Here is a 6,649-nt window from a genome sequence, read left to right as displayed (position 1 = left end):
GTATTGGGTCTGGTCAAGCGTGTCGAAATCCACAAGGATGAGATCGTCGTTGTGTTCAGGGTTGACCCACAGCCTGGGGCTCTCGACAGCGAAAATTCGAATGATTCAGACGACGGAGTGAAAAGTATGCAACGTTGTACGCGGCGTAGTATGTCCAACTTTTGGGGTGCAGTTCAGAAGCCCCTCTTCCTGTTTCATGCCGCCTTGTCACACACGCCATCGCACAGCGCCAACATCGAGACAGCGCGCATGACGCGCCAAGTCAGCCACGGTGCCGGCCGTCATCCATGGCACAGCCGGTTCATCAACTGACTGGCGATGCTGCCCGATGCCGCCGGTTGCGGCATGCCAGCCTGAGACGCGCGGATCGTATAGAGCGAATCCCCACGCGCATAGCGCTTGCTGTACAGCGTCTGTTCGACCACCGCGTACATCGACGTCGCGCAATTCAGCACCAGGCGCTTGAGCGACGAGCGAATGGTCTCGCCGCTGGTGGTCCGGATCACGCCCGCGGGCGCATTGCGGACCAGCACCACACCCACCTCCGGACCCCGGCGGCGTACCGTCGTCTGGTCGAAATAGGAAATCATGCCGTTGGCGCCCATCAGCGGCAACCAGCGCTGCGGGTCCGGGGCTGCGGGGTCGGGCGCGGCGACCAGTGTGCAGCCGTCGCGCGGCGAAGCTCGCAACACGGTGCCGCCGCTCGTGCCCGGGCACTGGTACTGGCCCGATGCAGCGGCCGGACGCTGGACACTCGAGGCTGTGCCGGCCGGCGAAGCGGGAATGGTATCGAGGGAAGATGCGCTGTCCGGACCAGCCTGGGCAGCAACACTGAAGCACGCGCCGGCCACCAGGGCCAGGCGCGAAAACACGCGGAAAAACATGAGGACACCCTCGTCATGACGGGAAAAGGCAGCCCGCATTGTCGCACAGCGTGTATGCGCCTCAACGTTGCGAGCTGTCAAATTCCGCCCCTGAACAAGGCGGGTCGTGCGCGGCGCATAACCCGCCAACCGATGTTCAGCCGCGTCCAATCAGGCGTGCCGGACAAGTTGGTCGATCCCCATGCCGAATCGGCAGCCTTGCATCAGCCGCCCGGAATCAACCGTGAATCTCACGCCAGGCGACCAGGTCCGCAATGGTCAGGATCGGTAGCTGATATGTCTCCGCGAAGGCCAGCGCCTCGGGGCGGCGCGCCATGGTGCCGTCCGGGTTCATCAGCTCGCAGAGCACGGCAGCGGGCGTCATGCCAGCCATGCGGGCCAGTTCCACCGAACCCTCGGTGTGGCCGCGGCGGGCCAGCACGCCACCGTCGACGGCCACCAGCGGGAACACATGGCCCGGACTGACCACGGCGTCCGTGCCGGCATCGTCGGCAATCGCGGCCTGGATGGTCGTGATGCGATCCGCCGCGCTCACGCCGGTGGTCACGCCTTCGCGTGCCTCGATCGACACGGTGAAGGCCGTGCCGTACTGGCTGCGGTTGTTCTCCACCATCGGGCGCAGGCCAAGCTGGCGGACCTTCTCGGCGGTCAGGCACAGGCAGACGATGCCGCTGCACTCGCGGATCATCATCGCCATGTTGGCCGTGGTCAGGCGCTCGGCGGCGAGAATCAGGTCCGCTTCGTTCTCGCGGTCGTCGTCATCGAGCAGCACGACCGGACGCCCGTCGCGCATGGCTTCCAGTGCCTGGGCGATGCGCTCATCCAGCGAGCGCAGGTCGACATCGGCCGATGCCGGCGGTGTGACAAGGGGGGATACAGCTTGAGCAGGTTGAGTAGGTTGAGTAAGGGTCAGCATTGAAACGCTCCGTGCACAGGCGTGCATATGGTCAATGGGCGTTTCAGGGGACGATCAGCGAAAAGCAGCGACGGCCCGCCGCACGCAACGGACGACATTGCGCGCGCATGAGACCATACGGATTCCGCCCATCTTCTTTCATCCGGACTATGACCGTCGGCCCTGGCCTCTCACCAGGTCTGCTGACCCCGCACGGAGAGTGCGGGCGCTCGCGGGCTCGTCGCAGCGCGTCGTGGACGCGTGCGGCATACCGCCGGTGGGGACTTTCACCCCGCCCTGAAGACGTAACGATGCCGCCGTGGAAGCCTTCCGCGGCGGCCCGGCGATCTTAGCACGACTGTGCTTTTCCGGCAGGTCTACGGTCGCGATGTCCGCGACGGGGTGTCGGCCATCGTTTCGAAGATCGAACGAGTCGCCTCATCTGCCGGGTAGAAGCACTCGATGCGCAGTTCCTGCGAGGTGACGTCCTGCGGAATGCCCAGCGTGGTCAGCGTGGAAAACAGCGACGCGCGGAAACGGCCGGCATGCAGGGCCACGGGCAGAACCGGTGGCGGGGACCCGTCCGCCGGGTCGTCCTCGCCCAGGAGCACGCCGCCCGGCCCCACCATGTCCGGATGCCATTCGGCGATCCGCCGGAAGATCTCGCGCGCAGTCTGGTCGTGCGCCTGCACCTGAAGTTCCTGCCAGACCCGGTGCAGCAGGTAGCGGCCCACCTGGCGCGCGTTCTCGATCACTGGCCAGAGTCCTTTCGGGTCGAAGACGGACAGCATCAAATTGATGCGCTGGCCGTTGGTGTCGAGCGATGCAGGCCTGCGGCCGGCCAACAGCTTGTCCAGCATGCGGCGGTACGCCGTGTTGGCATCGACCAGGTTCCAGAATCGGTCCAGCACCACGGCGGGATACGGCTCCTGCTTGGCGAGGATCAGCGCAATGGCCTGCCGCACCATCTGCATGGGTGGCGACGCCAGCGCATGTTCGCTGTATGCGGGCGCAAAACCGCCGGCCAGCAGCAGCCGGTTGCGCTGCCGCAGCGGCACCCCCAGGCGCTCCGCCAGGGCCAGCACCATCTCGCGGCTCGGCCGCGCCCGGCCTGATTCCAGGAAACTGATATGACGTTGGGAAACCCCGGCGGCCAGCGACAGCGCCAGCTGGCTGTAGCCACGCTTGCCACGCCAGTAACGCAGCAGGCCGGGAAAATCGAGGGCGGCTTCGGAGCCGGGCGTCAGGGTATCCATGGCTCACATTACAGCATGCCAATGGCCGCGTGACGACTACCTCGCAGGTAATCATCAGCATTCAGGGAGGTAGCTGCGATAAAGGACGACGCCTTTCAGATTCGTCGCATGTCGACGTGGGCATATGGCCTCTACGATGCCCATATATGGCGCCACAATCGTGCGGGATATCCAGCCCGACCACGGCATGATCCGTGCTTGATTGCGCATCGACCTGCCTGGGCCTCCCCGCTGCCGCTGCCCGCCGCTACCGAATCCACGACCAGCGCGCATGCAGCCACCGTGCGGCGGCGCACGCCGCTGGCGCTCCGACAGTGACGCCTGCGTCACCGGCGACGAGAAACGTCATAGTCGGATGGTATGCTCTGATTTTTCAATACCTGTGCGCATAGGGCGTGCAACCTGATGGAAATTGCCATATTACTGGCGCTCATTCTGCTTAACGGCCTGTTCGCCATGTCGGAAATCGCGCTCGTCACGGCCCGGAAGGCCCGGCTGCAGCGACTGATAGACGACGGCGACCGCGGCGCCATGGAGGCCGTCAAGCTCGGGGAGGACCCCACGCGTTTCCTCTCCACGGTGCAGATCGGCATCACGTCGATCGGTGTGCTGAACGGCGTGGTCGGTGAATCGACGCTCGCCGCGCCGCTCGGCGGCTGGCTGCAGGGATTCGGGCTATCTGCCACCACCTCCGGCTATGTCGCCACCGCCATCGTGGTGGCAGGCCTGACCTATTTCTCGATTGTGCTGGGCGAGCTGGTGCCGAAGCGCCTTGGACAACTGGCACCGGAAGCCATTGCGCGCATGGTGTCCCGTCCGATCGCGTTCCTCGGCGTGGCGTCCACACCGTTCGTCAAGCTGCTGGGCGGCTCCACGCGGCTGATGTTGCGCCTGCTGGGCGTCAACACCAACCGCGGCCCCGCCGTGACGGAAGATGAAATCCACGCGCTGCTGGTGGAAGGCTCGGAGGCAGGCGTGATCGAGCATCACGAGCACACCATGGTGCGCAACGTGTTTCGCCTCGACGACCGCCAACTGGCTTCGCTGATGGTGCCGCGCGGCGACGTCGTCTTCCTGGACGTCGAACAGGGCGAAGAGGAAACCCTGCGCCGCATCGAGGAAACCGATCACTCGCGCTTCCCGGTGGTGCGTGGCGGCATGCATGACATCCTGGGCGTCGTCAGCGCGCGCCAATTGCTGGCGCGTCACCTGCGCGGCGAAAAGGCCGAGCTGACGACCGTGCTCCAGCCGGCGGTCTTCGTGCCGGAAAGCGTGACGGGCATGGAACTGCTCGAGAATTTCCGATCGTCGGGCGGACAGATCGCATTCGTTATCGATGAATACGGCGAGGTGCTGGGCCTGGTGACCCTGCAGGACCTGATCGAGGCCATCACGGGTGAATTCAAGCCCGACGCGGCCGGCGAGGAGTGGGCGGTGCAACGCGATGACGGCACGTGGCTCCTCGACGGCCTGATCCCCATTCCCGAGCTCAAGGACCGGCTTGGTTTACGCGCAGTGCCAGAGGAAGACAAGGAGCGCTATCACACGCTGTCCGGCATGCTGCTCCTGCTGCTGGGCCGGCTGCCCCAGACAACCGACATGGTGCAATGGGCTGACTGGAAATTCGAGATCATCGACATGGATGGCAAGCGCATAGACAAGGTGCTTGCCTCCCGGGTCCCCCCCGAAGACGGTCCCGAGTCCGAAACCACGGGCTAACCGCCAACCTCTAACGGTATACCGCGGCGACGGGCGTGCCACGCGTCCGCTCGCCTTTCCGCGCCACCTTTGCTGGCCGCCCGGGGGACTCCACCCCGGGTCTTGCTGACCTCCTTCCTTCCCCGCCTCCCCTCCCGCCACGGCTCGTTTTCGGCTACCACCTCCAGCTGACACGTCTAGAGCGACCATGCGCCTCTCGCCGCCTTAGCGCTATTTGTATTAGCCGGTCAAGTCAACAAAGGTGGCGACAATTCATCCGTTGTCGGGAATCAAACAACATTGCGACGGACCGTGCACGCGGGCATCGTCGTTCTGCTAGTTTGCGCAGCGCTGCCGTATGATTTGGCCTTGCAGTTGCATACGCAGTTCTACACAGTCACTTAAAAGAAAAACGAGCTGCGCCCATCCAGCGCACCGCAGAAATTTCGTATAAACGGGAACGCAGTCCGGGTACCGCCGGCGGCATCTGCACACCATGAACACGCTGCCCGCAAGAGCCATTGATGGATCCTGACACCAACGACACCCCACCCATGGGCGTGGGTGGCAGAGAGACTATCCAACCTGCCAACATCCAGCCCGCCGCATTTATTGCCGCGCTGGATGAGCATCGCGCAGAGGTCGGCACCGCCCATCCGCTGGCGGTCCTCATCATTCGCCTGGACCGCTTTCAGAACGCCCGCGAAACCCTCGGCCCTGCGCGGACCAACAAGCTGCGCGCGCAGGTCAAGTCGCGTGTCGCCGGCCTGGCTGCGATGCCCGCGGTCATGCATTGGCTTGGGCCCGCGGACCTGGGCGTTGCATGCGTCCTTCCCGATGGCACCGATGACGCCAACTGTCTGAGCAGGTCGATTGCCGCAGTGCTGGGGCAGCCCTATACCGTCGACGGCTTCGAGTTGTTCCTGTCGTGCAGCATCGGCGCCGCGATGGATCATCCCGACAGTGCCACCGAGCGCAGTCTCCAGCAGGCCTTCGACGCCATGCTGCAAGTCAGCCGTCGTGGGGGCGACGGCATCGGCAACGCCACGGCGCCCTCCGCGCCGCGCATGGCGGCGCTGATGGCCGCGCTGCCGCAGGCCCTCGCGCGGGGAGAACTCGGCCTGCACCTGCAGCCGCGCGCGATGTTCGACACGGCCGACATCGCCGCCTACACCGTGCGCCTGCGCTGGCAGCATCCGATCCTGGGCCGCGTGGCGCCGCAGGACTTCCTCCCGGCCGTTGAAGCACTGGGCATGGTGAATCAGATCGGACAGTGGATCCTGCAGCAGCTATTGCCGCTGATGCAGGCGACAGAGGCGATCGCGCCCGTACAGTTCACGCTCCTGACGTCGAGTTCGCAGTTGCAGGGCGCGGATACGATCGAGATGCTGCGGCGCGCCATCGACGCGTTCCACATTGCGCCCGGCCGGCTTTGTGTTGAAGTGCCAGTCGACATCGTGCCCGATACAGAGGAAACCGCCCTCAAGGCCGCCGAATTACGCGATGGCGGCGTTCGGATCGCCTTGAGCGACTTTACCGACAATGCAGCCAGCCACCGTGCCCTGGAACGGGTGCGCCCTGACCTCGTCACGCTCGATGCGCGCCACCTGGGCCATGCCGATCGCCCGACGGAAGTCGCCGCGCAATTGCGCGCCGCCTGTGCCTTCGCCCATTCGCACGGGGTATCGGTCTGCGCGAAGGGTGTGGAAACGCGCGCGCAACTGGAAATCGTGCGTAGCTGGGGCTGCGATGGCATCCAGGGCTACCTGCTGGCCCAGCCGTTCCCGGCGCACTGGCTGGCGCAGACCCACGACGCCATCGTCGATCGCGCGCGCCACCTGCTGAAAGCCGGCGGCGTGGGCTAGCCCCGTCTGTCAGACATTTTCCTAATTACAAATTGGCACACATCCTGCATC

6 protein-coding genes and 1 riboswitch are annotated in these 6,649 nt (G+C 65.0%); of the genes, 3 read left to right on the top strand and 3 right to left on the bottom strand.

Annotated elements, in window-relative coordinates; all coding sequences use genetic code 11:
* Positions 1 to 312 (top strand): hypothetical protein (locus tag AC1DOX_RS29260; RefSeq protein WP_477101527.1); only part of this gene is annotated, 312 nt, incomplete at its 5' end.
* Here AC1DOX_RS29260 and AC1DOX_RS29255 read toward each other — a convergent pair.
* The 3 genes from AC1DOX_RS29255 to AC1DOX_RS29245 form a co-directional block, all read right to left on the bottom strand.
* The gene (locus AC1DOX_RS29255; protein ID WP_441621484.1) at positions 282 to 884 is read right to left on the bottom strand and encodes a surface-adhesin E family protein; all 603 of its coding nucleotides are present in this window, start codon (positions 882 to 884) and stop codon (positions 282 to 284) included. The genes AC1DOX_RS29260 and AC1DOX_RS29255 overlap by 31 nt on opposite strands.
* Before the next feature lie 217 nt (positions 885 to 1,101).
* Positions 1,102 to 1,800, bottom strand: a complete 699-nt coding sequence (gene ribB / locus AC1DOX_RS29250) for a 3,4-dihydroxy-2-butanone-4-phosphate synthase (RefSeq protein WP_441621482.1) — start codon at positions 1,798 to 1,800, stop codon at positions 1,102 to 1,104.
* Positions 1,801 to 1,926: 126 nt separating this feature from the next.
* Positions 1,927 to 2,088: riboswitch (FMN riboswitch) on the bottom strand.
* 68 nt (positions 2,089 to 2,156) lie between these two features.
* Entirely contained in the window at positions 2,157 to 3,035 is an 879-nt protein-coding gene (locus tag AC1DOX_RS29245; protein WP_441621480.1) for a helix-turn-helix domain-containing protein, read from the bottom strand.
* Between the two features lie 405 nt (positions 3,036 to 3,440).
* Between AC1DOX_RS29245 and AC1DOX_RS29240 the strand changes: the two genes are divergently transcribed.
* Complete coding sequence (locus tag AC1DOX_RS29240; RefSeq protein ID WP_441621478.1) at positions 3,441 to 4,754, top strand: hemolysin family protein; 1,314 nt, start codon at positions 3,441 to 3,443, stop codon at positions 4,752 to 4,754.
* 503 nt (positions 4,755 to 5,257) lie between these two features.
* A complete protein-coding gene (locus tag AC1DOX_RS29235; RefSeq protein WP_441621476.1) occupies positions 5,258 to 6,598 on the top strand; it encodes a GGDEF domain-containing phosphodiesterase in 1,341 nt (446 codons plus the stop codon).
* The last annotated feature ends 51 nt before the right edge of the window (positions 6,599 to 6,649 follow it).

This window comes from Cupriavidus sp. 01L415, from assembly GCF_056400065.1.
Note: the sequence above shows the minus strand (reverse complement) of the source record. Positions and strands in the feature narration are given on the sequence as shown.